The organism is Neorhizobium phenanthreniclasticum (genome assembly GCF_040066075.1).
Classification (GTDB): Bacteria; Pseudomonadota; Alphaproteobacteria; order Rhizobiales; family Rhizobiaceae; genus Neorhizobium; species Neorhizobium petrolearium.
Genome location: NZ_JBEAAL010000012.1, coordinates 1 through 22898, shown reverse-complemented (window position 1 = coordinate 22898; position 22898 = coordinate 1). Strand labels below are relative to the sequence as shown.

The following is a 22898-nucleotide window of genomic DNA, read 5'->3' as shown; positions in this document are numbered from 1 at the left end:
TATGCCAATGCCCATAGAAGCGATAAAGAGCCTTCTAGGCACGACAGTCAAAACCAGGAGTTTTCAATATGGATCGTCTGACCAGCATGGCCGTGTTCGTCAAGGCGACCGATCTGGGCTCCTTCGCGGCCGCGGCCGAAGCGCTTGATCTTTCCGCTCCCATGGTCGGCAAGCACGTGCAGTTTCTCGAAGAACGGCTCGGCGTCCGCCTCCTCCACCGCACCACGCGCCGCCAGAGCCTTACGGATTTCGGTCGGGCCTATTACGACCGCTGTCGCATGATTTTGGCGGAGGCCGAGGCGGCCGATGCTCTTGCCGCCGACCATCAATCCGAACCGCGCGGAAAGCTGCGGATCGCCATGCCCGTGCATTTCGGCCGTCATTGTGTCCTGCCGGTCCTTATGGAATTCGCGCAGCGCCATCCGGCAGTCGAACTCGATCTGTCCTTCAATGACCGGCTTATCGATCTTGCAGAGGACGGCTACGATCTCGCGATCCGCACCGGCGATCTCGATGACAGGGCCGGCGTGATCGCCCGCCGCGTCGCGCGCCAGCCGATGCTGGTCTGCGCATCCCCGGGTTATCTTGCAACTCGTGGCCGGCCGGGGAAGATCGAGGAACTGGCGGCACACCAGGCGGTCGTCTATCGCCGGTCAGGCCCCGTCCCTCCGTGGCTTTTTCCCCGCGATGGGCAATCGCCGCTGGAAATATCGCCGCCCAATCGGTTCCGCCTCGACAACCTTGACGCGGTCGCCGATGCCGCAGCGGCGGGAATGGGGTTAGCCTGGTTGCCGGGTTGGCTCGTGCATGAACGCATTCGCAAAGGCTCGCTCGTGCAGCTTCTGCCGGATGAGCCACCTTTTCTCTACGATTGCCATGCGCTCTGGCTGCAGACGCCGCACCTGCCGCTGAAGGTGCGCCTCGCGGTCGATGCACTGGCTGCGGCCCTGCCGCGGTTCATGCCATGAAGACGGCTATTTGCGCCGCTGATAGCGCGCTCTCAGCCAGAAGATCGCGAAGAAGCCGAGCAGCAATGCCGCGCCGACGATGAAGCCGAGCGCCGGCGAAAACTCTCCGATGCCGAGCACAATGGTTGGCAGGAAATAGATGACGAGGCCAGCGCCGATAAGGATAACGGCAGCGGCGATTGCCTGTGATCTGGTTTCAGGGCTCATGCGGCCATATCCTTGGCAATCCCGGCGCGGACATCTTCGAGCCGCCGCTTCTGCCTACCTTCCGCGTCGAAATTCTCCGGCAGGAGCCAGGCCTCGAAGGCGGCCTTGATGAGCGGCCAATCCGTGTCGATCATCGAGAACCAGGCGGTATCGCGATTGGCGCCCTTGGAGATGACGTGCTGGCGGAAGACGCCTTCGAAGGTGAAGCCGTAACGCCGCGCCGTCGTCTTGCTCGCCTCGTTTTCGTTATGGCATTTCCACTCGTAGCGGCGGTAATCGAGATCCTCGAAGGCGTGCTTGGCCATCAGGTAATGCGCTTCGGTCGCAATCGGCGAGCGCTTCATCGAAAGCCCGTGCGCGACGGAACCGACCTCGACCACACCGTTCTTCGGGTCGGGACGCATGTAGCTCGCCATGCCGACCACCTTGCCGGTGGCGTTCTCGCGGAAGACCAGCGTCACCCAGTTCGAAACGGCACGGGCGTTCTCGATCCAGGCGCCAAGTTCTCCGGCTTCGGCATATTCGTCATTGGGAAAATATTTGAGCAGATCGTTGATGCCCGCCTTGCCGCCCAATGCATCCCACAGCGCCTGAAGGTGCTTTTCCCTCTCATAGGGTTCGAGGGTCACGAACCGGCCCTTGAGTGTGACCGGAGCGGGAGCGGCCACCTTGTAGTTCTTGAGATCGCGCATGTCTGCCTCTGCCATTGAGCAAAGAGGCTTAGGCCAGCGGCGGGGCAAACGCAACTGGCCTGAAGGCAGCGATCAAACCTTCACCTTCGCCGCCGAGACGGTGGCGTCGATATGGTCGATCAAAGCATCCGGCAGGCCGAGGCGACCGGCAAGCAGGTCGAGATAGCCACGTTCGGCACGCGTATCTGGATCGATCGTCAGCCGCGTGGCGGCATAGATTTCGACCTTCTGCTCTTCGGTCCTGGCTGCCGCAACTAGCTCGTCCATATCGACCGGATTGGCGAGTTCGTGCTCGATGAAAGCCTCCGCCTCCGAACCGAGATCGACCGCGTGCACCTTTTCCATGATGTTGGCGCGCTCGCTCTCGTCGATATGGCCGTCCGCCTTGGCAGCGGCGATCATGGCGCGAATGAGCGTGAGCGCGAAATCGTTGGTGAGCAGCGGCGATTGCGTGCTGAAAGCGGAATCGGCAGGCGGCGGCAGGACGGGCGTCCCGGCCTGTGGCGATGGCTGCGGCACGGTCTCCGGCGACTGGCCGGACTTGTAGTTCTTGTAGGCGAGATAACCGAGGCCGGCGATTGCGGCGAGGCCGCCGACCGTCGCGACATTGCCGGCGAGTTTACGGCCGGTCTTCGTGCCTAGAAGAGCCGCGACGATCGCGCCGGTGGCAAGCGGATTGTCCCTGGCGAGCTGGCCCGCCTGCCCTGCCCTGTCCTTCACCGTTCCCGAAAGGCCCGGCACCTGCGAGCCCAGGAACTGGTCGAGAAGCTTCTTGGCGTCAAACATCGCGTGATCTCCCTGTTGGTTTCGGGAGCAAGATAGGAATGCGATTGTGAAATTACAAAGACGGGGTTGTGAGCGTCTCGCCGCGGGCGATCAGGCCTTCAGCGCCGCCGCTTCCGAAGCGAGCTTCGTGATGCCGGTCCAGTCGCCGGCCGAAACGAGTTCCTTCGGCGCCACCCAGGAGCCACCGACACAGACGACATTCGGCAGTGAGAGATAGTCGTTGGCATTCTTCAGCGAAATGCCGCCGGTCGGGCAGAACAGCGTCCCGGCGAGCGGCGATGAAAGCGCCTTCAGATAGGCGGCACCACCGGCCTGTTCGGCCGGGAAGAATTTCAGGACTTCGTAGCCTGCCTCGCGCAGCGCCATGACTTCGCTGGCCGTTGCAGCGCCCGGCAGCAGCGGCACGGGCGAATCCTTGGCGGCGGAAAGAACGCCCGGCGTCGAGCCTGGGCTGACGATGAAGGTCGAGCCCGCCTTGACCGCTGCCTCGAAATCCCTCGCATTGAGGATCGTTCCGGCGCCGACATTGGCGCCTTCCACTTCCGTGGCGACGGCCTTCACCGCGTCAAGGGCTGCCGGCGTGCGCATGGTGATCTCGATCGCCTTCAGACCGCCGGCGACGAGTGCCTTGGCAAGTCCGACCGCCGATTTCGCATCGTCGACGATCAGCACCGGGACCACGGGCTGCAGCTTCAGGATAGAAAGCAGCTTTTCGCTCTTGCCGGCCATGGCGATAATCTCCGCTAAAACGATTGAAACTGAGCCCGGAGATAACGCCCGAGACCTTCATTGTCGAGAAAAAACACCATGCGGCAGCAAGGCGGGTTTGCCAAATCAAACCTTTGCACTAGGGTTACAGGAGTTCCTGAGTGATATAGGCGGCGCATGGCCAAGGAAATCGAGCGCAAGTATCTGGTGAAGGACGATGGCTGGCGTTCCGAAGTGTCGTCGTCCTCGGATTTCCTCCAGGCCTACATCGCTTCCGGCGACGACCGCTCGGTCCGTGTCCGGATCATGGACCACGCTCGCGCCACGCTCACCATCAAGATCGGTCGCAAGCTCATCGCCCGCGACGAATTCGAATACGACATCCCCCTCTCCGATGCCGAGGAAATGGTGCAGAGCGCCGTCGGCATCGTGCTCGAAAAGACCCGCTACGAGGTGAAGCACGAGGGCTATGTCTGGGAGGTCGATGTCTATGGCGGGACCTACAAGGGGCTTATCGTGGCGGAAGTCGAGATAGAAGACGAGAACGCGAGCCCTGAACTCCCCGGCTGGGTGGGACGAGAGATCACCGGCGACCGGCGTTATTCGAATGTGGTGATGGCGACTGAGGATTTGAGCAGGGAGCTGATCAATGGCCTATCGTCTGCGGCCCGATAAGCCCTTCACTGCTGAATTCCGCTCGGTCGCCGAAAGCCAGCTTTTGAAAGCGATCCGTCTGATGGAGGACCAGCCGGACGGGCCGCACGAGGCGGTGCACGATGCCCGCAAGCGGTTCAAGCGGGTACGCTCCCTCTACCGGCTGATCCAGCCGGACGCGAAGGAATTCCGCCGACGCGAAAACGCCCGCATCCGCGACATGGCGCGGACGCTTGCAGGCGTGCGCGACGCGACGGCCCTGGTGGAAACCGTGGATTATCTCGCAAGCCTGGCGGATTCGGCTGAAGAACTGGCCGCCCTTGCTTTCGCGTCCAAGACATTGACGGAGCGGCGCGACCGGATCGCCGCCGAGGAGCACGACCTCCCGGCCAAGATGGAGGCGGCGGTCGCAACCTGCCACGAAGCGATCGGCGCCATCGAGGAGCTCGAATTGAGCGACGATCCCCATAAGACCGCCAAGCGGCTTGCCAAGGCCTGGAGGAAGCAGCGGCTGAGGGCGCATGGCGCGCTTGCCGCCTGTGCGAAACACGGCGATGCCGAAGCCTATCACGAACTGCGCAAATGCGGTCAGATCTACTGGATGCACATTTCGCTGCTCGGCGAGATCTGGCCATCCGCCATGCTGGCGAAACAAAGGCAAGCCAAGGACCTCGTCGACCTGCTTGGCCACGAGCACGACCTTTCCGTCTTGACGGGGCTCGTCAATGAAAGCCCGGAACTTTTCGGCAACGGCGACACGCTCGCCCTCATGCTCGGCGCCATCATCGCACGTCAGCAGGCGCTGAGACACGAGGCCCTGGGAAAGGCGGAGGATGTCTTCGCCGACAGTGCGGAGACAGAAAGCTCCCTCATCGCCATTCTCTGGGAAAAGGCGGCCGACACCCCTCGCAGGGAGCGCAGGGCGGTAAAGGTCCACAAAGGGCACGAAACGCATCCGCAAGAAACCACGTTGCGCGAACCGGTCTGAGGCAGTCTTCTCAGGAAGAAATGACATCCCGATTGCACACCCGGATTGGAATTGACGGAAACCCTATTGACCTCAAGTCCAGTTGAGGTTGCAAGCTTCGGAGGTCGATGAAACAGACCTTTGAGGAAAACATGCCTGCAAGTACGACAACGCCCCAGATCCAGGGCATTTACGAAACTCATCTTACCGTTGCCAGCCTCAAGACCTCCATCCCATTCTACCGTGACGTCCTTGGGCTGGAACTTGCGGCCGAGTTCATCGAACGTCGCATTGCGTTCTTTTGGGTAGACGGTAAGAAGAACGGCATGCTCGGTCTCTGGGAGACGGGCACCGGTCCTCTGCGGATGCGCCTGCACCTCGCATTCCGTCTGGCGCGAGACGAGATGATGCAGGCCCCTTCCCTGTTGCAGGCAAAGGGTATCGAGGTGCATGGCTTTCACGGCGAACCCATCACTGAACCGATCGTCATTGGCTGGATGCCGGCGCTTTCGCTCTATTTCCATGATCCCGACGGTCATTCGATTGAGTTCATCAGCGTACTCAATGACGAGCCGGATGCCGATTTCGGTATGCGGCCCTACGCGGAGTGGACGGCACGACGATAGCAATTCGCATCAAGACGCATCACGATCCAAGAAAGAAACCACGTTGCGCGAACCGGTCTGACCCTGTATTTCAGCGCCATGACAGACAATCTCGCTTTATCCCGCCCCGAAACGACGGGCGCCTTTCTCGTGGCCGCGCTCTACCATTTCGCGCGTTTCGACCGCTACGAGAGTTTTCGCGCGCCGCTGCAGGCCTTCTGTGATGAGAATGGCATCAAGGGGACGCTGCTCATCGCCCGCGAGGGCATCAACGGCACCGTCGCCGGGACCGACGACGCGATCGCCCGCCTTCTGGCCTACCTGCGTTCCCAGCCGGAATTCGCAAAGCTGGAACACAAGGAGAGCCGGGCCTCGAAGATGCCTTTCCTGCGCATGAAGGTGCGGCTGAAAAGGGAAATCGTCACGATGGGCGTCGAGGATATCGATCCCAACCGCATCGTCGGCACCTATGTCGATCCGAAGGACTGGAACGCGCTGATCTCCGACCCGGACACGATCGTCATCGACACCCGCAACGACTACGAGACGGCAATCGGCATCTTCAAGGGCGCCGTCGATCCGAAGACCAAGACGTTCCGCGAGTTTCCGGACTGGGTGAAGAACAATCCCGGCCTGCACAACAAGCCGAAGATCGCCATGTACTGCACCGGCGGTATCCGCTGCGAGAAGGCGACCGCCTTCATGAAGGAGCAGGGTTTCGAGGACGTCTACCACCTGAAGGGCGGCATCCTGAAATACCTCGAGGACGTGCCGCAGGAAGAAAGCCTCTGGGAAGGCGCCTGCTTCGTCTTCGACGAGCGGGTCTCGGTCGAGCACGGGTTGACGGAAGGCCCGCACCGGCTCTGCCATGCCTGCCGCAATCCGATTTCGGCCGAAGAGGTCAATTCGCCCTATTTCGAGGAAGGCGTTTCCTGCAGCCATTGCTATCACACGCGGACGGAAGAAGACCGGCTGCGCTATCGCCAGCGGCAGCACCAGATCATGCTGGCAAAGAAGCGCGGCGAGAAGCATATCGGCGGCTGATTTCTCAAGCCGCGCTGAGGCCGCCCGGCCTCCGGTCGCCGCGATAGAGGGCGTCGATTTCGCCGGCCGACATCGGTTTGCCGAACATATAGCCTTGCAGCTCGTCGCAACCGCTGACCTTCAGCGCCAACGCCTGGTTTTCAGTCTCCACGCCCTCGGCCGTCACCGGAATATCGAGCGCACGGGCAAGCGCCACCGTCGCCTGCAGCATCTCGACGGCGCGCCCCCCTCTGTCCAGGGCATGCACCATCGACTTGTCGAGCTTCATCCTGTCGAAGCCGAATTGGCGGAGATATCCGACACTGGAAAAGCCGGCCCCGAAGTCGTCGAGGGCGATTTTCACGCCAAGCTGTTGCAGCGTGGCGAGCGCTAGGCGCGCACGATCCGGATTTCGGATGAAATAGCCCTCGGTCATTTCCAGCGTAATGCGCGCCGGGTCCGTTTCCGCCTCCCGGAAGACCGCCCCGACATGCACGGCAAAGGCGGGATCGCGGAACTGCCCCGGTGAAATGTTGACGGAGAGCCTCAGATCCGGCCAGTGAGCGATCATCTCGCAGGCGCGGCGCAGCACAAACAGTCCAAGCTGGTCGATAAGGCCGGTCGATTCTGCGATCGGAATGAAGACGTCGGGCGACACCGGACCATGCCCCTCGCGATCCCAGCGAGCAAGGGCCTCGACGCCGACCAGACGCCATGTCTGCGCATCCACCACGGGCTGATAAACCACATTGATTTCGCGTCGCTCGATTGCCCGCCTGAGATCGATCTCCAGCATATTGCGCTCCTGGCGCTCCGCATCCATCTCCGGCTGGAAATGCACGGTCCGGCCGCCGCCGGTCTCCTTGGCGCGATACATGGCCATGTCGGCATGCCGCACCAGTTCCTCGCCTGAAATCCCGCCCCGTCGGGAGATGGCAACGCCGATGCTGGTTCCGACGGTCGCGACCCGTTCGCCGATCACGAAGGGCTCGTCAAGGAAGCCGTGGATTCGGTCGCTCAGGATATCCGCGATCCGGCCGACATGCGCGGAGGAAACAGCAACGGCGAACTCGTCACCGCCAACCCGGGCAAGGATCGCCTCCTTGCCGACAAGCGCCTTGAGGCCGGCCGCCACACCGCGGATCAACCTGTCGCCGGTGCCGTGGCCATAGGCGTCGTTGACCTCCTTGAACCCGTCGAGATCGAGATAGAGCAGAGCTACGTCGATGCCGCCACGGCGGCTTTCCAGGACAAGGCCGTCCAGTGCGGCAAAGAAGCCTGCCCGGTTCAGAAGCCCGCTCAGCCGGTCTCTCATTGCAAGGTGCCGCGCAGCCGCCTCATCGGCTTTCAGCCGGTTCAGCGTCTTGCTGCCGGAGACGAAGAGAAGCAGGAAGAACAGGCCGACCATGGCAAGTGCAGAATAGACGAGCGGTCGCACCTGCGCATACGCCATATTGCCCGGCAGTCGCGAACGCCAGACAAGCTGCTGCAGCACCTTGCCATGGATATTGCGGATCTCCACCGTATTGGGCGTCACCTCGCCCGCATCGGCAAAGCGAAGGCCGTCGATGACATAGGTCTCCGCGAGCTTCTTGACCTTTGCCTCGTCCAGATGGCGTGCAAAGATCAGGAAGCGGCGGCTCTGCGGCGATTGGTCGAGGGCGCCGGATTTCTGACGGATCAACGCGACCCCGACGGCAGCCACGCCCTTTTTTGTCCGGATGAAGCCTGCCGCTTCCGGCACAGCGGCAGGACCGGCGGAACTCGCCATGTCGAACAGCGTCCAGAGCGATGCGTCGAGATAATCCTGCGGCGACCAGGTAACCGGCTGACCGTCCTGATAGGCCATGAGCACGTTCCGGTCCGCATCCATGACCACGGCAAGGTCGAAGAGATCGCTATTGACGGTCATGTCACCGTAGTTGCTGACGATCCACTCCTGATCGCCGCCGTAGACGAACCTGGCGGCATCGTCCCAGGCGGCATAGTCGTTCAGCGTCGCGTGGAGCTGATCTTCGAACGTATGGATCGCGCCTGTGGTGGTTTCCCGCGACCGGGCGTCATCAAGACGATTGGCATGGTCCGCAAGACGATCGAGCGCGGTCAGAATGAAGGTCGTCACCAGGACGACGACGACCGCAAAAACAAACAGCATCGACGTCACGGCGGAACGACGGCCGACGGAAACGGGGCGCCGAAAACGTGACGGAAGAAACCGCATGGAATACCTCGTTGGATTTTACATCTTTCGCGGGTATTCCTTCAGATAGCGTTAAAGAAGAAGGCCGGCCCTCGCCTTCGAGGACCGGCTCTGCAAAGAAATACAGAAAATCCTGAATTACCAGGCTGCGACGACCGCACCCTTGAACTGGGTGTTGACGAAATCCTTCACGGAATCGCTGTGATAGGCCTCGATCAGCGTCTTGACCCAGGCAGCGTCCTTGTCCTTGGCGCTGACGGCGATGACGTTGATGTAGGGCGCCTTCTCACCTTCGCGGGCGATCGGATCCGTCTTTGGATTGAGGCCGGCTTCCAGCGCGTAATTGGTATTGATCACCGACGCGTCGACATCATCGAGCGAGCGAGGGAGCTGGGCGGCATCGAGTTCGGCGAGCTCGATGTTCTTCGGGTTTTCGGTCACGTCGGCCGGGCCGATCTTCAGGCCCTTGGCGGCGTCAACCTTGATCAGTCCCTGGTCGGCGAGGATGAGCAGCGCGCGACCGCCGTTCGTCGGGTCGTTCGGGATGGCGACGGTTGCTCCGTCCTTCAGCTCGTCGAGGCTCTTAACCTTCTTCGAATAGACGCCCATCGGGAAGTTGACGGTCTGGGCGACGCTGACGAGATCGAACTTGCGATCGGCCACCTGGTTGTCGAGATAGGGCTGGTGCTGGAAGGAATTGGCGTTGAGCTCGCCGTCCGCCAGTGCCTGGTTCGGAACCACGTAATCGGAGAATTCGAGGATATCGATATCGAGGCCCTTGCCGGCCGCCACTTCCTTGACCTTTTCCATGATCTGGGCATGCGGGCCGGGGGTCACGCCGATCTTGATCGTTTCCGCAAGTGCCGGGGCGGCTGCGAAAGCGGCAAACGCCGCCGCGATGATAAACTTCCTCATGGGTGTCTCCTTCAGGTTGTTGTCGAGGCCAGTCTTGGGAGGCTGGATTTCAAAAAAACTCAGGTCTTGCGGCTGCGCTTGTCGAAACGGCGGGCGAGCGCGTCTCCGGCGCTCTGGATCGCCTGCACGAGCACGATCAGCACCACGACCACCGCCAGCATGACGTCCGGCATGAAGCGCTGGTAGCCGTAGCGGATGCCGAGGTCACCCAGGCCGCCGCCGCCGACCGCGCCGACCATGGCCGAAAAACCGACCAGGCTGACGAGGGTGAGCGTGAGCGCCAGCGTCAGGCCGGGCCTGGCTTCGGCCAGAAGCACCTTGAAAACGATCTGCATCGGCGTGGCGCCCATGGCGCGCGCCGCCTCGATCAGACCCTTGTCCACCTCGCGGATCGCTGCTTCGGTCAGCCGCGCGACGAAGGGAATGGTGGCGATGGTGAGCGGCACGATCGCAGCCGACGTGCCGATCGACGTACCGGCCACCAGCCGGGTGAAGGGGATGATCGCCACGACGAGGATGATGAAGGGCGTCGATCGCGCCGCATTCACGACCAGCCCGACGATGCGGTTTGCTGTCGGCGCGGCACAGAGTTCGCCGCGGCCGCTGGTCGCCAGGAACACGCCGATCGGCAGGCCGATCAGCGAGCCGATGAGGCCGGCGGCGGCGACCATCTGCAGGGTCTGGAGAAGCGCCTTGGTGAGCAGGTTGAAGAGCATGTCAGGCGACATAACCGAGCACCTCCGTCTGCAGGCCGGTCTGACGATAGAAGCGCTCGGCGCGGGCAAGCACCTCGGGCGTCGCCGAATAGGCGATGACCAGCGATCCATAGGGTTCGCCGGCAATCTCGTCGATCGTGCCGGCGATGATGTTCACCTCGGAACCGAGTTCCTGGATAAGCCTGGAGACCAGCGGCTGCTGCGCCGTCTCGCCGAAGAAGGTGACACGCACCACGGTACGCGAGACCGCCTGCGGCGTCGCGGCAAGCTTGCGGGCGATCGCCTCCGGCAGCTTCGCGCCGGCAAGGCCTGAAAGAAGTGCCCGTGTCGTCTCGTGCTTCGGATCGGTGAAAACGTCGAAGGTGCGGCCCTTTTCGACGATCCGCCCGCGGTCGATCACCGCGACGTCGGAGGCGATGGTCTTCACCACCTCCATCTCATGGGTGATGAGCAGCACCGTAAGCCCCAGTTCCGCGTTGATGCGCTTCAGGAGATCGAGGATCGACTGGGTGGTCTCCGGATCGAGCGCCGATGTCGCCTCGTCGGAAAGCAAGAGTTTCGGAGAGGTCGCGAGTGCGCGCGCGATGCCGATACGCTGCTTCTGACCGCCGGAAAGCTCGGACGGATAACGGTTCGACTTGTCGCCCAGGCCGACGAGATCGAGAAGCGGACCGACCTTGTCCCTGATCGCCTTCGCGGGCAGGCCGGCGATCTCGAGCGGCAGCGCGACGTTCTCGAAGGCGGTGCGCGAGGAGAGCAGGTTGAAGTGCTGGAAGATCATGCCGATCTCGCGGCGCAGGTCGCGCAGCCCGCTTTCGGAAAGGCCGCCCACCTCTACGCCATCGACCACGACGCGGCCGGACGTGGCTCTTTCGAGCCCGTTGACGAGGCGGATCAGCGTCGACTTGCCGGCGCCGGAGCGGCCGATGATGCCGGTAATGGCGCCGCGCGCCACGGAAAGATCGATACCATCGAGGGCGGTGAACTGGTTCTCGTCGTCGCGGCCGAAGCGCTTCGTTACCGCCTCGAACGCCACCATGGGATCGCCCGCCGCATCTTTGGCCGGCGCGGATCGAGCCGCTGGAAATTGGATTGTCATCTTGGACTCACGGATTGTGTCTGATCGTTTGGCGGCTGTTTAACCGCTTGTGCATGCATTAGCCAAGCAGGCTGCACATTCGAAGACAGACGGTGTTCCGGAGCATCGTGTTTGGCTTTCACATCCTGGCCGGGCGCGGCCTCGTTTCTGCCGCATTGATGCCCGGAGCGCCCGCATTTTGACAGGGATGATTTTCCCTTTCAATGCGAAATCAGGAAAAATCTTCTCACATCTGTGAAATCAGCGGGTCGCGTGATTGCCTTTGGGGAATTGCGAGGCAAGCTCGCGATACCACGTGCCGCTCTTCTTGATCGTCCGCTCCTGTGTCTCGTAGTTCACATGCACGAGGCCGAACCGCATGCGATAGCCTTCCGCCCATTCGAAATTGTCCATCAGGCTCCAGGCGAAATAGCCTTTCATCGGATAGCCGTCCTGGATGAGATCCGCCACCACCGAAAGATGCTCGACATAATAGTCGAGGCGCGGCTGGTCATCCACCTCGCCGTTGACCGGCTCCATGTTGTAGCAGGCGCCGTTCTCGGTGATGTAGCAGTCCGGCAGGTCGTAGCGGCGGTAAAGGTCCTCGACCAGCAGCTTGAGGCCCGGCGCATAAACCTCCCAGCCGATATCCGTCTCGACGTCGCTGGCGCGCTTGGCCTCCACCGTCCATGGGAAATCGCCCTTGCGTTCAGGATCGTCATGGACGCGCGTCGGGGTGTAGTAGTTGAGGCCCCACCAGTCGAGCTTCTGGCTGATGATCTTCAAGTCACCTTCCTCGACCGCCGGCATGCGGTCCCCGAGCGCGTCGAGAAATTCCTTCGGATATTCGCCCTTGAAGACCGGATCGAAGAAGGCGCCGTTGTGGAACTGGTGAGCCCGTTCGCCCGCGGCAAGGTCTGCCGGGCTGTCGGAGCCGGGAATGACCGAGTTCGCATTGATGACGATGCCGACAGGAACGTTCGGCGTCACATGCCGGATCGCCTCGACGCCGAGGCCGTGGGCAAGATTGACGTGATGCATGGCGGCAAGCGCCGCCTCCATGTTCTGCTCGCCCGGCGCATGGATGCCGTAGAGATGGGAAAGCCAGACGATGCACCAGGGCTCGTTGAAGGTCGCGACCGCATCGAGCCGGTCGCCGAGGCGGGCCATCACCACTTTCGCATAACGCTGGAAGGCATAGGCCGTGGAGCGCGCCGCCCAGCCGCCGTCGCCCATCAGCATCAAAGGCAGGTCCCAATGGTAGAGCGTCGCATAGGTCCTGATCCCGCGCGCCTTGCAGCCGTCGATGAGCCGGTCGTAGAAATCGAGCCCTTTCTCGTTGATGCGCCCGGTGCCGTCCGGAATGATGCGCGGCCAGGCGATCGAGAAACGGTAGGCTTCGACGCCCATCTCCTTGATGAGATCGAGGTCTTCTTCCCAGCGGTTGTAATGATCGCAGGCAACATCGCCATTGTGACGACCGTAGACGCGGCCCGGCATGTTCGAAAAGGCATCCCAGATGGAAGGCTTCCGGCCATCCGCCTTGGTCGAACCTTCGATCTGGTAGGAGGCGGTCGCCACCCCGAAGAGGAAATCGCCGGGAAAGCGGGAAGCAAGCGCCTTGGTGTCGGACATTCTGGGATCGGTCATGGTGACACCTGTCGGTTGCTCGGCCCGGAAGCCATATGGAGCGGCGGTTTAACCAAGGCCGGACGGGTTGTACAGGGTTTAGGCTCAGAAATCTGTAACGTTACAGAGAGCACGGCCCTGATTCGAGCATGAGCCCGAAGAGGAGGCAATCGAGACTATTTGCTTCGACGCGCTCGTGATACTCATCGAAGATTATGAGACCCAGCTTACAATGACCTCTCCGTTCTTCATTCGCCTCAACACTGACTGGAACGCTCAACCCAATGTGCCGCTGCCGGAAATCTTGACAAACGGCACAGCATTGGAATTGCGCATTCTCCTGACCGCACCGCGGCAAAGGGACGAGGAGTCCGACGCTATAAAATTGACCTTCTATGATTGTCGAACATGGCGTCTTGGTAGCCCCAACGACGAAGGTTGGTATCGCGGCCAATGCCGCTATGGAAGCCTTGCCCCCGAATGGGGCCACTTCTACGAAATCGCCGGAGAAGATCCCCTGCGCGACCAGCCGGACGACTGGCAGACAATGCCTCTGCCTGGAAAAGGCAAGCGGCATTACCTCTTCTACCTGCGCGACGAGACCTTCGAATGCATCGCGGATAGGTGGATGCTCATGCCGATACGGGCACGAGCGCAGGTTTCCAGCACAGCCAATGGTTTGGTGGGAATCTCCGGCATCGAATATCTCGACTGACCAGCAAGCATGGGAGCTCACCGAACCAGGCTGCTAAACCCCCGCAGCCTGCCGGCAACCCTCCACACTAGGGGAAGGGTAAGCGAGCCTCAAACTTTCACCCACGCCCCGTTCTTCTTCGACGACGCCACGCAGGCTTCCACGAAGGCGACGCCCTTCACGCCATCATCGACGGTCGGATAGACGACCGTCTTGTCGAGCGCGACGCCCTTCTTCTTCGCGTTGATGGCGCGCGCCGCCTCCGTATAGATCGTCGCGAAGGCTTCGAGATAGCCTTCCGGATGACCGGAGGGGATGCGGGAAACCCGGGCGGCGGCAGGACCGGCGCCGGCGCCGGCACGGGTCAGAAGCCGCTTCGATTCGCCGAAGGGCGTGAACCACAGATAGTTCGGGTCCGCCTGCACCCATTCGATGCCACCCTTGGTGCCGTAGACGCGGATCTTCAATCCGTTCTCATGGCCCGGCGCCACCTGACTGCACCACAGCATGCCCTTGGCACCGCCTTCGAAACGCAACAGCACATGGGCGTTGTCATCGAGCCGGCGGCCTTCGACAAACGTATCGAGATCGGCGGCGAGGCTTTCGAGCGTCAGCCCGGTGATGAAGGAAGCGAGGTTATAGGCATGCGTGCCGATATCGCCGGTCGAGCCGCCGGCACCCGACTGGGCCGGATCGGTGCGCCAGACCGCCTGCTTGGCGCCGGTCTGCTCGACCGCCTCGGTCAGCCAGTCCTGCGGATATTCCACCTGCACGATACGGATCTTGCCGAGATCGCCGTTCTGGACCATCTCGCGCGCCTGTCGCACCATCGGATAGCCCGTGTAGTTATGCGTGAGAATGAAGAGCGCGTCGCTCTCCTCTGCCGCCTTCCTGAGCTTCTTGGCATCGGCGAGGTTGGAGGTGAGCGGTTTGTCGCAGATCACATGAATGCCACGCCTGAGGAATTCCTTGGCGGCGTCGTAATGCACGTGGTTAGGCGTCACGATCGAGACCGCCTCGATGCCGTTCTTCAGCCGTGCCTCGCGGATCGCCATTTCCTTGTAGGAACCATAGGTGCGCGCCGGGTCGAGCCCGAGATCCCGCCCCGAGGCGATCGCCTTTTCCGGGGTTGACGACAGCGCGCCCGCGACAAGCTCGAACTGGTCGTCCAGCCTTGCCGCCATGCGATGCACCGCCCCGATGAAGGCGCCGGCGCCGCCACCCACCATGCCGAGCCGGATGCGGGGCTCGCGCGTCTCATCATCCTTGCCTTCGATTGCCATGAAATGTCCTCTCCTGGAAAAATTGTCGTTGGTCAGCGGTCGGCGTGGTCAAGAGCCTTTCGGGGCCGCCCGCCCTTGGCTCCATTGGCACGGCTTGCGGCTACTTTGGCCGATGATCTGGATTGCCCGCCCTTGCGCTGTGCGTCCATGAAGGTCCTGCTGCCGAAAACGCCACGCATCAGGCCGGAGATCGAGTAATCGACATCCAGTCTCTCCCAGTGGAGGCCGGTTTCGCCCAAGAGTTCAACTTCGGCCAATTGGCCGTCCGTCGCATCAGTCAGGCCTTCGAGCGAACGTCCCGGGACCATGAAGGCAGCGCCATTTGCGAACTCGACCACGATACGACCGGAAGGGACATCAAAGCGGGCGGAGACCGGGATCGACCTCTGCGCCCGCTCCTTTTCCCAGCGCCGCTTGGCCTCGCCGAGTTCCGCATCCGTGACTTCAACCATGATACTTTCTCCAAGTCTCCTGGAATAACTGCCGGCTCGCCTCGATGACCGCGACCGCCCGCCGCGGTCAGACATGCCGCCCTGTGTCAGAACCTTGAGCGTCGCGTAACCCATGCTGGCGAAGAACGGTGACCAAGCCATCAACAACCTACCTTGTTAGGTTTCTCAAGCATGACCACCGCCTCTATTCCGGCTTCAGTCTCAAAGCCCGAGCATCCGCCGGTTGGCCGCTTCGTCCGTGCCGCCGCTGGCAAAATCGTCGAAAGCCTTTTCGGTAACGCGGATGATATGCGCCTTGACGAATTCTGCCCCTTCGCGCGCACCGTCCTCGGAATTCTTCAGCGCGCATTCCCATTCGACCACGGCCCAGCCGTCGAAATCATTGGCGGCCATCTTCGAGAAGATCGCCCCGAAATCCACCTGCCCGTCGCCCGGCGAACGGAAACGCCCTGCCCGGTTCACCCAGCCCTGATAACCGCCATAGACGCCCTGCCGGCCGGTCGGATTGAATTCCGCGTCCTTGACGTGGAACATCCGGATCCGGTCCTTGTAGATGTCGATGTGGTCGAGATAGTCGAGGCATTGCAGAACGTAATGCGACGGATCGTAGAGCATGTTGGCGCGTTTGTGGTTCTTCACGCGCTCCAGGAACATCTCGAAAGTCACGCCGTCATGCAGGTCCTCGCCCGGATGAATTTCGTAGCAGACGTCGACGCCGCAGTCTTCCGCATGGTCGAGGATCGGCGTCCAGCGTTTCGCGAGTTCGTCGAAAGCTGTCTCCACAAGGCCCGCCGGGCGCTGCGGCCAGGGATAGATGAAGGGCCAGGCGAGCGCGCCGGAGAAGGTCGCATGCGCCTTGATGCCGAGATGCTTGGAGGCTGTCAGCGCCATCTTGACCTGTTCCACGGCCCATGCCTGCCGTGCCTTCGGATTGCCGCGGACCTCGGGTGCGGCAAAACCGTCGAAGGCCTCGTCATAGGCCGGATGCACGGCGACGAGCTGACCCTGGAGATGAGTGGAAAGCTCGGTCACCTCGATGCCGTTCGCACGCGCGATGCCGGCGAATTCGTCGCAATAATCCTTGGACGCGGCGGCCTTCTTCAGATCGATGAGCTGACCGGCCCAGGTCGGCACCTGGACGCCGACATAGCCTTTTTCGGCCGCCCATTTGGTAATCGAATCCCAGGAATTGAACGGCGCGGCATCACCTGCGAACTGACCGAGAAAGATGGCTGGTCCCTTGATCGTCTTCATGGTTTTCCTCCTGGGGAAATCAAAAGCTGGACGTGAAAAGAGGCGCGCCCGCAAAAGGCGCGCCTCCTGTGGGTGATCAGAACGGAGAATCCGGGAAGTAGAACTGCTCGGCATTGTCCTTGGTGACGAGCGTCGCATCCAGGATGTATTCGCCGCTGACCGGAATCTGGTCGTAGAAATGAGCCGCGGTGAGCTGCATGGCGGTCGCAACCATGGCCGGCGGATAGAGCACGTCGACCGGCACCATCTTGTCGCCGTCCATGACGCGCTTGATCATGTCCTTGGAGCCGGCGCCGGCGACGATATACTGGATATCGGTGCGCTTGGCCTGCTCTATGGCCTCGAGGACGCCGACGGCCATGTCGTCATCCTGACACCAGACCACGTCGATCTTCGGATATTTCGTCAGGTAGTCCTGCATGACGCGGAATGCGTCGTCGCGGTTCCAGTTGCCGTACTGGCGTTCCAGAACCTTGACGCTGGAGCCGGCAATCCCCTTGTCGAAACCGTCCTGGCGCTGCTGGTCGATCGGGATCGGCAGACCGCGGATGACGACGACTTCGGCATTCGGCGTGGTCTTGGCGATATATTCGCCGGCGACCTGGCCAAGTGCCGGATTGTTGCCGGCGACATAGAGGTCGCGGACCGAGCTGTCGTTGTTCGACGGCGCACGGTCTACAAGCGCCACGAAGGCTCCGCTGTCCTTCACCTGCTGGATGGCGTTGACGAGCGGGTCCGGATCGGTCGGCAGGATGACGAGGCCGTCGATACCCTGGACCGCAAGGTCCTGCACGGCATTGGCCTGGCTTGCCGGATCCGGCGACGTCTTGACGATGACGTTGAGGCCGGGATTCTGCTGCATCAGCAGCTTGGCGACGCGTTCGGCATGGAAGACGACGCCGGCCGTCCAGCCGTGGTCGGCCGCCGGAATGGAAACGCCGATCGTCACCTTCTTTTCCTCCTGGGCCCAGGCAAGGCCCGGACCGACGGCAACCGAAGCTGCAAACGCTGCCGCGGCCAGCCCGAAAGTTCTTCTACGCATGGTCTCTCTCCCAAATGTTGTGCGGGGTCTCTTAATTCCTCCGTTCCGGGCCTGCCCCAATATGCCCGGCCGATTCTCTCGATTCCTTGTTACTTCCGCATCAGCGAGCGCTGTACCAGCATGGCGATGATGATGATCGCCCCCTGGATCGCGCCGATGAGATATTCGCTGACGAAGTTCGAAAGCAGCATGATGTTGCCGACGATCTCCAGGATGAAGGCGCCGCAGACCGTCCCCCAGATGCGGCCGACGCCGCCCCTGAGTGCCGTGCCGCCGACCACCACAGCGGTGATCGCCTGCAGTTCCCAAAGGATGCCCGTGGTGGCCGATGTCGAGCCGAGGCGCGGCACGTAGAGGAGCACGGCCACCGCCACGCACAGCCCCTGCACGACATAGGCGATGGTGCGCACGCGGTTGACCGAGATGCCGGAATAGCGTGCCACGTCCTCGTTGGACCCGACTGCGATCACATGCCGGCCGTAACGGGTGCGGTAGAGCACGAAGGCGGCGATCGCAGCGGTGACGAAGATGATGATGATCGGCACCGGAATGCCGGCGATGGAGCCGAAATAGACCGGCCGGTAGAGCGCCTGCAACTCGCGGTCGCGCAACGTGATTGCACCGCCCTGGGAAAGCCAGGTGGTCAGCCCCCGGTAGATGCCCATCGTACCGAGCGTGGCGATGAAAGGCTCGATGCGGCCGATCGTGGTGATCAGCCCGTTGAAGAGCCCGCAGGCCGCGCCAAGCGCGAGCGCCACCAGCATGGCGGTGATCAGCATGAACAGCGGGTCAGCGATGGTGCCGGAATTCATGAACAGGATCATCAGGCTGGCGACGAAAGCGACCATCGAGCCGACGGAAAGGTCGAGCCCGCCCGACGAGATCACATAGGTCGCGCCGAGCGCGATGATCGCGATGAAGGCGCTGCGGGTGATGACGTTCATCAGGTTCGCGACCGATATGAAGTTCGGGTTCGCGAAATAACCGAGCACCAGGAGGAGCGCCAGCGCGATGAACGGCGCGACCGCCGCCATGTCCCAGTCCTTCGAGGTCTTCGGCGCCTTGGTGGTTTCGGTGGCGACGGAACTCATCAAGCAGCCTCCCCGGATTTGACGCCCGTCGCAAGCTGGACGATCTCGTTCTCGTTCATGTGTTCTCCCGTCACCTCGCCGACGATCCGGCCGGACCGCATGACGAGAATGCGGTCGCAGATGCCGATCAGTTCCGGCATTTCGGAGGAGACGACGATGATCGAACGCCCCTCGTCCGCCAGCCTGGCGATGAATTTGTAGATCTGTTCCTTGTTGCCGATATCGATACCACGCGTCGGCTCATCGATGATGACGACCTGCGGATCGAGCATCATCATCTTGGCGATCAAAAGCTTCTGCTGGTTGCCGCCGGAAAGCTGGCCGGCCAGGATGTCCCTGGCGCCGGTGCGGATGTCGAAGTCGCGGATCGCCTGGTCGAGCGCTTCGCTCTCGCGTTTCCGGTCGATCTGCAACGCGCCGACGAATTTGCCGAGCGAGGCGAGCGTCAGGTTGACACGCAGATCCTTGGTGAGCAGCAGGCCCTTGCCCTTGCGGTCTTCGGAGAGATAGGCAACGCCGGCCTTGAGGCTCGTATGGACCTGGCGGAAATCGACCGGCTGGCCATTGAGGCGCACGGTGCCGCGGCTCGGGCGAAGGCCGACAAGCCCTTCCATCAATTCCGTTCGGCCGGCGCCGACAAGGCCCGCAAAGCCGAGGATCTCGCCCTTTCGCAGCTTGAAGGACGCATCCTGCGCATAGCCCGGAACGTTGAGGTGCTCGACCTCCAGCACTGTTTCCCGGACTTCCGCGGCGTGGCGATCCGGATAGAGCTTGGCCACATCGCGGCCGACCATGAGGCGTGCCATGTCGGCGGGTTGCAGTTCGCTCGCCGCATGGGAGGCGACGAGGCGTCCGTCGCGCAGCACCGTTACGCGGTCGGCAATCTCCTTCACCTCCGGCAGGCGGTGGGAGATGTAGAGCACGCCGACGCCCTTGGCGCGGATATCCCTGATGACCTTCAGGAGCGCCTCGGTTTCGTGCGGCGTGAGCGAGGCGGTCGGCTCGTCGAAGATGACAATGCGATGCGGCACGAGCAGCACACGGGCGATCTGGACGATCTGGCGCTGGGCGATCGACAGGCGCGAGACGATGGCATTCGGATCGATATCGCCGCCGAGATCGCGGATGGCGTTCGCGGCCCCTTCGTCCATGGTGCGATCGTCGACGCCGATCCCCTTCCTGAGCTCGCGGCCCAGATAGATGTTCTGGGCGACCGTGAGGTCGGGCGCAAGCAGGATTTCCTGGTGCACCAGCACGATTCCACGGCGCTCCGCATCCACCGGACCGGAGAAGCTGACCGCCTCGCCATCCATCCTGATCTCGCCCCGACTGGGAGCCAGGTTGCCGGCGAGAATCTTCATGAGCGTCGATTTGCCGGCGCCGTTTTCGCCGATGATCGCGTGCACCTCGCCTGCCCGGACGGTGAGGTTGATATCCTTCAGGACCTCGACGATGCCGAACGTCTTGGAAAGGCCCATTGCCTCCATGAGCGGAACGGAAGAACTGACCTCGGCCGCAGTCATCGCGGGACACTCGGAATCACGCGCACAAAGGCGCATCCAGCCGTGACAGCCCTCATGGCGCGGACGTCATGATCGATGATTACATGCACCTGAATTTCCTCCCGAGATCAGGCTAACGAAGATTCTGAGGTACGTAAAGCAGATTTCGAGCCGTTTGCACCTTGCACAACCGCTGGCACGGCCTCATCGGCATGCCACCCGGATCCGGAGTAATCCTTCATGAAATCGATGAAGGCCCGCAGCGGTGCCGGCACCAGCCGTCGGCCGGGATAATAGAGAAACGGACCGGAGAAGGGCTGCCACCACGGTTCCAGCACCGGTTCCAGCGCACCGCTCTCCAGATACGGCCGCAGCCAGTCTTCAAACAGATGGATAATGCCCAAGCCCTGGATAGCGGTCTCGATCGCCAGTTCGACGCCGCCGGCCGGCCGCACGACGAGTGGCCCTCCCGCATCGATGCGCACGACCTCGCCCTCACGCTCGAATTCCCACGCGGGGATGACACCGCTTGAAAACCGTCCGCGCAGGCAGGCGTGATTGAGCAGGTCGCGGGGATGTTCAGGCCGCCCGTGGCGCTTGAGATATGCAGGAGATGCGGCCGTGGCAAAGCGTTGTGTCCTCGGACCGATCGGCACGGCGATCATGTCCTGTTCCAGCCGTTCATCGTAGCGGATGCCGGCGTCGCAGCCAGCCGCGAGAACGTCGACGAAACTGTCTTCGGCGATCACCTCCAGCCGAATATCGGGATAGGCCTTCAGGAAGGGTGGGACAATCCTGGGCAGCACCAGCCGGGCGACGCCCACGGGAACGTTGAGGCGCAGCAGCCCGGCCGGCTTTTCCCTGTAGCCGTTCACCACATCGAGCGCCGTCTCCATTTCGGCCAGCGCCGGACCGAGACGTTCGAGCAGGCCCGCGCCCGCCTCCGTCGGAACAACGCTTCGGGTGGTTCGGTTGAGGAGGCGCACGCCGAGCTGGGCTTCCAGCCGACGCACTGCTTCGCTCAATGCCGACGCGCTGGCGCCGCTGGCTCTCGCTCCCTCGCGAAAGCCCCTGGCGCGGGCAACCGTGACGAAGGCGCCCAGATCTCCAAGGTCCAACCCCATTGTTCGCCTTTCCGCACAAGCTGTGCCGATTGTATCGGATTATCTGGCCAGAGAACAGCGCCTATCTCGTCCCCATCGGCAATCAAACTCGCCGCAAAGGAGAGAGATCATGACGCATATCCAGAAGGCCGGCAGCTTTGGGCTCGGCGACCGCACCGTAAAACGCCTCGGCTATGGCGCAATGCAGCTTGCCGGACCCGGCGTGTTCGGGCCGCCGAAGGATCGCGAAATGGCCCTGACGGTGCTGCGCGAGGCGGTATTCGCCGGTGTCGACCATATCGATACCAGCGACTTCTACGGTCCGCACGTCACCAACCAGCTGATCCGCGAAGCGCTTCGCCCCTATCCCGACGACCTGACGATCGTCACCAAGATCGGCGCCCGTCGCGGCGATGATGCAGCCTGGATCCCCGCCTTCACACCCGAAGAACTCACCGCCCAGGTCCACGACAACCTGCGCAACCTGGGCCTCGACGCATTGGAGGTCGTCAACCTCAGGATCATCTTCGGCATTCACGGGCCGGTCGAGGGCTCCATCGAGGAGCAGGTCACGGCTCTTGCGAAGCTGCAGGAACAAGGACTGGTGCGGCACATCGGCCTCAGCAACGCTACACGGACCCAGATCGCCGAGGCACGGCGGATCGTCGACATCGTCTGCGTGCAAAATCACTACAATCTGGTTCATCGGGACGATGACCGGCTGATCGATGAGCTTTCAGCCGGGGGGATCGCCTATGTTCCCTTTTTCCCGCTCGGCGGCTTCACGCCGTTGCAGTCCGCCACCCTTTCGAATGTCGCGGCAAGGCTGGATGCAACGCCCATGCAGGTTGCCCTTGCCTGGTTGCTTCAGCGGGCGCCGAACATCCTGCTGATCCCCGGCACATCCTCAGTCGCACATCTGCGGGAAAATCTGGCCGCTGCCGAACTGGAACTGCCGCAGGATGCAGTGGTGGAATTGAACGGCATCGCAGAGACAGCAACCTGATGCAGAAATGGGGCCGCATAGAGCGGCCCCAAGACTGGCGCATCTCCACCAATTGGTCACGGCGTTCCATCAGGTCGCGCAGTTCCAGCCGCTCCGGCTCCGGTCGCACCTGTGCCGGCAAGTCCATCGTCACGCCATAGCGCGCCAGAATGTGGGCATCGACCCGGTCGATCCTGGCTCCTGGCCAGGAAACCGACGGCCTGGGCAAACTGACGCGCCTTGCGTGGGTTGGCCTGGTGGAAGGGCTGTCCGGCTTCATGCAGCCGAAGGCACAGAGCCCGATCGTAACGACCGGTCGCTTCAAGGACACAGAAGCCCTGCCG

23 protein-coding genes are annotated in these 22898 nt (G+C 62.2%); 7 read left to right on the top strand and 16 right to left on the bottom strand.

Annotated features, from left to right (window positions below; all coding sequences use genetic code 11):
* The first annotated feature begins 68 nt into the window (after positions 1-68).
* Positions 69-968: a LysR family transcriptional regulator gene (locus ABK249_RS16740; protein WP_348863402.1), complete on the top strand. Its 900-nt coding sequence runs from the start codon at positions 69-71 to the stop codon at positions 966-968.
* A gap of 6 nt (positions 969-974) precedes the next feature.
* Here the strand turns inward: ABK249_RS16740 and ABK249_RS16735 are convergent, their stop codons facing one another.
* The 4 genes from ABK249_RS16735 to ABK249_RS16720 form a co-directional block, all read right to left on the bottom strand.
* Complete coding sequence (locus ABK249_RS16735) at positions 975-1175, bottom strand: hypothetical protein (protein ID WP_037149831.1); 201 nt, start codon at positions 1173-1175, stop codon at positions 975-977.
* On the bottom strand, positions 1172-1867 hold the full coding sequence (locus tag ABK249_RS16730) for a GNAT family N-acetyltransferase (protein WP_348863401.1): 696 nt from the start codon (positions 1865-1867) through the stop codon (positions 1172-1174). Before ABK249_RS16730 ends, ABK249_RS16735 begins: the two co-directional genes overlap by 4 nt.
* Positions 1868-1939: 72 nt before the next feature.
* Positions 1940-2653, bottom strand: a complete 714-nt coding sequence (locus ABK249_RS16725) for a tellurite resistance TerB family protein (RefSeq protein WP_227705322.1) — start codon at positions 2651-2653, stop codon at positions 1940-1942.
* 90 nt (positions 2654-2743) lie between these two features.
* Positions 2744-3382 (bottom strand): 2-dehydro-3-deoxy-phosphogluconate aldolase, encoded by a 639-nt coding sequence (locus tag ABK249_RS16720; RefSeq protein ID WP_227705321.1) that lies wholly within the window; start codon positions 3380-3382, stop codon positions 2744-2746.
* Between the two features lie 156 nt (positions 3383-3538).
* Here ABK249_RS16720 and ABK249_RS16715 point away from each other — a divergent pair, with 156 nt between their 5' ends.
* From ABK249_RS16715 to trhO, 4 genes are all read left to right on the top strand, one after another.
* Positions 3539-4036, top strand: a complete 498-nt coding sequence (locus tag ABK249_RS16715; protein ID WP_037149822.1) for a CYTH domain-containing protein — start codon at positions 3539-3541, stop codon at positions 4034-4036.
* Positions 4011-5003, top strand: coding sequence for a CHAD domain-containing protein (locus ABK249_RS16710; protein WP_348863400.1), 993 nt, complete (start codon positions 4011-4013; stop codon positions 5001-5003). Before ABK249_RS16715 ends, ABK249_RS16710 begins: the two co-directional genes overlap by 26 nt.
* 107 nt (positions 5004-5110) lie before the next feature.
* Positions 5111-5608, top strand: coding sequence for a VOC family protein (locus tag ABK249_RS16705; RefSeq protein ID WP_227705318.1), 498 nt, complete (start codon positions 5111-5113; stop codon positions 5606-5608).
* A 78-nt stretch (positions 5609-5686) separates the two neighbouring features.
* On the top strand, positions 5687-6631 hold the full coding sequence (trhO, locus tag ABK249_RS16700) for an oxygen-dependent tRNA uridine(34) hydroxylase TrhO (protein ID WP_227705317.1): 945 nt from the start codon (positions 5687-5689) through the stop codon (positions 6629-6631).
* 4 nt (positions 6632-6635) lie between these two features.
* Here trhO and ABK249_RS16695 read toward each other — a convergent pair whose 3' ends face one another.
* The 5 genes from ABK249_RS16695 to ABK249_RS16675 form a co-directional block, all read right to left on the bottom strand.
* On the bottom strand, positions 6636-8831 hold the full coding sequence (locus tag ABK249_RS16695) for a bifunctional diguanylate cyclase/phosphodiesterase (RefSeq protein WP_348863399.1): 2196 nt from the start codon (positions 8829-8831) through the stop codon (positions 6636-6638).
* A 117-nt stretch (positions 8832-8948) separates the two neighbouring features.
* Entirely contained in the window at positions 8949-9725 is a 777-nt protein-coding gene (locus ABK249_RS16690) for a MetQ/NlpA family ABC transporter substrate-binding protein (protein ID WP_348863398.1), read from the bottom strand.
* 59 nt (positions 9726-9784) lie between these two features.
* Positions 9785-10453, bottom strand: a complete 669-nt coding sequence (locus tag ABK249_RS16685; protein ID WP_348863397.1) for a methionine ABC transporter permease — start codon at positions 10451-10453, stop codon at positions 9785-9787.
* Complete coding sequence (locus tag ABK249_RS16680) at positions 10443-11540, bottom strand: methionine ABC transporter ATP-binding protein (RefSeq protein WP_415926443.1); 1098 nt, start codon at positions 11538-11540, stop codon at positions 10443-10445. Before ABK249_RS16680 ends, ABK249_RS16685 begins: the two co-directional genes overlap by 11 nt.
* Positions 11541-11780: 240 nt before the next feature.
* Entirely contained in the window at positions 11781-13154 is a 1374-nt protein-coding gene (locus ABK249_RS16675; RefSeq protein ID WP_348863498.1) for a GH1 family beta-glucosidase, read from the bottom strand.
* 226 nt (positions 13155-13380) lie between these two features.
* On the opposite strand from ABK249_RS16675, the gene ABK249_RS16670 reads away from it, so the two are divergent.
* The gene (locus ABK249_RS16670) at positions 13381-13863 is read left to right on the top strand and encodes a hypothetical protein (protein WP_348863396.1); all 483 of its coding nucleotides are present in this window, start codon (positions 13381-13383) and stop codon (positions 13861-13863) included.
* An 89-nt stretch (positions 13864-13952) separates the two neighbouring features.
* On the opposite strand, the gene ABK249_RS16665 is transcribed toward ABK249_RS16670, so the two are convergent.
* From ABK249_RS16665 to ABK249_RS16635, 7 genes are all read right to left on the bottom strand, one after another.
* Positions 13953-15125, bottom strand: a complete 1173-nt coding sequence (locus ABK249_RS16665) for a Gfo/Idh/MocA family protein (RefSeq protein ID WP_348863395.1) — start codon at positions 15123-15125, stop codon at positions 13953-13955.
* Positions 15126-15157: 32 nt separating this feature from the next.
* Positions 15158-15577 carry a DUF2442 domain-containing protein gene (locus ABK249_RS16660; protein WP_348863394.1) on the bottom strand — a complete coding sequence of 140 codons (420 nt, stop codon included), beginning with the start codon at positions 15575-15577 and terminating at the stop codon, positions 15158-15160.
* A gap of 201 nt (positions 15578-15778) precedes the next feature.
* On the bottom strand, positions 15779-16831 hold the full coding sequence (locus tag ABK249_RS16655) for a sugar phosphate isomerase/epimerase family protein (RefSeq protein ID WP_037149870.1): 1053 nt from the start codon (positions 16829-16831) through the stop codon (positions 15779-15781).
* Between the two features lie 76 nt (positions 16832-16907).
* Positions 16908-17873 (bottom strand): substrate-binding domain-containing protein, encoded by a 966-nt coding sequence (locus ABK249_RS16650; protein ID WP_037149868.1) that lies wholly within the window; start codon positions 17871-17873, stop codon positions 16908-16910.
* Between the two features lie 89 nt (positions 17874-17962).
* On the bottom strand, positions 17963-18964 hold the full coding sequence (locus ABK249_RS16645) for an ABC transporter permease (RefSeq protein WP_037149864.1): 1002 nt from the start codon (positions 18962-18964) through the stop codon (positions 17963-17965).
* Complete coding sequence (locus ABK249_RS16640) at positions 18964-20487, bottom strand: sugar ABC transporter ATP-binding protein (RefSeq protein WP_227705311.1); 1524 nt, start codon at positions 20485-20487, stop codon at positions 18964-18966. Before ABK249_RS16640 ends, ABK249_RS16645 begins: the two co-directional genes overlap by 1 nt.
* Positions 20488-20594: 107 nt before the next feature.
* Positions 20595-21590 (bottom strand): LysR family transcriptional regulator, encoded by a 996-nt coding sequence (locus ABK249_RS16635; protein WP_348863392.1) that lies wholly within the window; start codon positions 21588-21590, stop codon positions 20595-20597.
* A 109-nt stretch (positions 21591-21699) separates the two neighbouring features.
* Here ABK249_RS16635 and ABK249_RS16630 point away from each other — a divergent pair, with 109 nt between their 5' ends.
* The gene (locus ABK249_RS16630; RefSeq protein WP_348863391.1) at positions 21700-22575 is read left to right on the top strand and encodes an aldo/keto reductase family oxidoreductase; all 876 of its coding nucleotides are present in this window, start codon (positions 21700-21702) and stop codon (positions 22573-22575) included.
* Positions 22576-22898: the final 323 nt, after the last annotated feature.